Genomic DNA, 403 nt, shown 5'->3' with positions numbered 1-403 from the left:
GTTTACTAAATTATCTAAAAATTAAGGAGAGATTTATTGTGTATCATGAAATAATAATTTTAGGTGGGGGCGCCTCTGGAATTGTAGCCTCCATAATATCAAAAGATATGGGATCAGATGTAGCTATATTAGAAAGTAATGATAGAATCGGCAAAAAAATTTTAACCACCGGTAATGGTAGATGTAATATAACTAACGAAAATATATCTAATTGTAAATATTACAGTAATAATAATAATTTTTATAAATTTATTTTGTCACAATTTACTCTAGAGGATACAAAAAATTTTTTTAATAGCTTAGGACTTCCATTAATTACCCTTAATGAAGGTAAAATATATCCTATGTCTTTACAAGCTTCTTCTGTGTTAGACATACTAAGATTAGCTATAGAAGATAGACA

1 protein-coding gene is annotated in these 403 nt (G+C 27.0%); it reads left to right on the top strand.

The annotated features are described in order from the left end of the window. Positions 1–38: 38 nt before the first annotated feature. On the top strand, positions 39–403 hold a 365-nt coding region (locus tag ERX55_RS11315), incomplete at its 3' end, for an NAD(P)/FAD-dependent oxidoreductase (RefSeq protein WP_165983795.1).

The organism is Macrococcus bovicus, from assembly GCF_004359575.1.
GTDB lineage: Bacteria > Bacillota > Bacilli > Staphylococcales > Staphylococcaceae > Macrococcus > Macrococcus bovicus.
The sequence above is the reverse complement of the archived record's forward strand: the minus strand, read 5'-3'. Positions and strand labels throughout refer to the sequence as shown.